Source organism: Nonomuraea sp. NPDC005650 (assembly GCF_040605375.1).
Classification (GTDB): Bacteria; Actinomycetota; Actinomycetes; order Streptosporangiales; family Streptosporangiaceae; genus Nonomuraea.
In genome coordinates, this window is sequence record NZ_JBEXCR010000127.1 from 1 (window position 1) to 2,306 (window position 2,306).

At 69.4% G+C, this 2,306-nt stretch carries 2 protein-coding genes; both read right to left on the bottom strand.

From position 1 onward, the window contains the following. Nucleotides 1–57: 57 nt before the first annotated feature. Nucleotides 58–1,482, bottom strand: a complete 1,425-nt coding sequence (locus ABZS69_RS66950; protein ID WP_355395616.1) for a peptidoglycan recognition family protein — start codon at nt 1,480–1,482, stop codon at nt 58–60. A gap of 6 nt (nt 1,483–1,488) precedes the next feature. After that, a partial coding sequence (locus ABZS69_RS66955; protein ID WP_355395619.1) for a M23 family metallopeptidase occupies nt 1,489–2,306 on the bottom strand: 818 nt, incomplete at its 5' end.

Here is a 2,306-nt window from a genome sequence, read left to right on the forward strand (position 1 = left end):
AGCTGTGGCCGGATCGCGAGCCCTCGCGATCCGGCCACAGGTCATCGGGTCAGCGGATCACCCGCAGTGTTCGAAGGGGCTCTCGTACGTGCTCGCACCGGCCTTGCCGCCCCACTGGACGCACTTGTCGGCGGCGGCGGCCCGTACGGGTCCGGCGTAGTACGCGAAGTTCCCCTCGTCGGTGACTCGCGCCTTGTCCTTGACCTCCAGGAAGGCGCTGGTGGCGGTGGCCGTGCCCAGCGAGGTCAGCTTGATCGTGGCCACGCAGTTGTTCCCGTTGTCCGCGTTGTACAGCAGGTAGACGGTGCCCGCCGTGCCCAGCGCCTGCGAGTCGATCACCTTGTAGCCGGTGCCGCACACCGACTCCGGCGTGTGCGGGTTGGTGCCCCCGCCGGTGCCGCCGACGTACTGCATGAACTTGGTCCAGTTCCAGTACTGGCCCGGGTCGGTGTGGTCGGCGCCCGGGACCTCGTTGTGGCCCACGATGTGGGTGCGGTCCTTGGGGATGCCGTACCGGTCGGCGATGTTGCGGACCAGCGCCGCCGACGAGCGGTACATCGTGTCGGTGAACCAGGTCGCGTTCTCGACCCAGCCCTCGTGCTCGATGCCGACCGAGCGCCGGTTCCAGTTGCCGGCGTGGAAGGCCCGGTCCTTCTCCCTGACCATCTGGGTGACGGCGCCGTCGGAGGAGCGGACGACGTAGTGGGCCGAGGTGGGGTCCTCCCTGGGACCGGTCTGGAACCAGTCGATCGTCCCGGCGTAGGTGCCCTGCGCCACGTGGATGACGATGCGGTCGATCGCGTCGCTGGTGGGCCGGTTGGAGACGGCGTAGTTGGTGCTGTGGGCCGGAGCCCAGGCGGCCGACGGGTAGTCGGTGGCCGCCGCGAGCGTGCTGGGCTTGTCCAGGTCGTCCGCCTTGGCGTACGAGCCCCGGTCAGGTGTCACGGCGCGGGCCGGCGCGGTGACGGTCTCGCCGGCGGGCGTCTTGGCGCTCACGCCCTTCGCGAGCTGCTCGTACACGGTGTCGGCGTAGAGCCGGGCGACCGACTGCGAGGAGGCGCCGGAGTACTTGGCGACGGCCTGGTACCACTTGCCCGCGTCCTTGCGGGCGGCGGCGTCCAGCTTGAGCTCGTCGGCCAGGGCCCGCAGGACGGCCGCGCCGCCCGTGATGTTGGCCGCGTCGTCCGCCTTCAGCGACGAGGCGGGCTGCTTGGTCAGCGTGGCGGCCTTGTCGAGGGTCTTGGACGTGACCAGGTGCATCACGCCATAGCCGCCGTCGGCGCTGGGCTGGCCCTTGTGCCCGTCCAGATGGGTCTCGGAATAGGCCATCGAGACCAGCAGGTCACGAGGCACCTCATACGTCGAGGCCGCCGTGGCGAACGCGTCGGTCATCGGATCGGCGGCCGCCGCCCCGGCCGGCTGCCCCACCAGCAGCGACAGAGGAAGGACCGCGGCGCCGGTCAGGATCATGCGCAGTTTCACAGGGGTTCAGCTCCCGCAGTGTTCGGACGGGCTGTTGTACGTGCTCGATCCGGCCTTGCCGCCCCACTTGACGCACTTCTTGGCGGCCGCGGCGCGCACCGGGCCCGCGTAGTACTCGAAGTTGCCGGTGTCGGTGGCCCGGGCCTTGCCCGCGACCTCCAGATAGGCGGTGGTGGCGGTGGCCTTGCCCAGCGAGGCCTTCTTGATCGTGGCCACGCAGTTGTTGCCGTTGGCGGAGTTGAAGGTCAGGTAGACCGTGCCGTTGGAGCCGAGGGCCGCCGAGTCGATCACCTTGTAACCGGCGCCGCACACCGACTCGGCGGTGTGCGGGTTGGTGGAGCCGCCCCCGCCGCCGCACTTGTTCTTCGAGGTCACGCTGGCGTTCGGGTAACCGAAGGTGGCGCCGTTGAAGACGGCCTTGCGGATGTTGCCCGGGTAGCTCGTGCCCTGACGCACCTCGAAGTGCAGGTGCGGGCTGATGTTGTTGCCCGGCTTGCTGGTGTTGCCGACCGTCCCCAGCTTCTGGCCCTGGGTGACCTGAGCGCCGGCCGAGACCGAACGCACGGTCAGGTGGGCGTAGTACGTCGACCAGCCGCCCCCGTGGTCGATCTTGACCAGGTTGCCGTAACCGTTCGCCGAACCCTGGTGCGCCGAGATGACCACCGTGCCCGCCGCCGCGGCGACCACCGTGTCACCACGGTCGGCATCAGCCGTGCTGCCCCGGTTGAAGTCGATCTCATACGACTTGTGCGCACTGCTGTTGCTGGAGTTACCCGTCCACGTCTGGCCACAGGGGAACGGAACCTGGAAACCCGGCGCCGCCA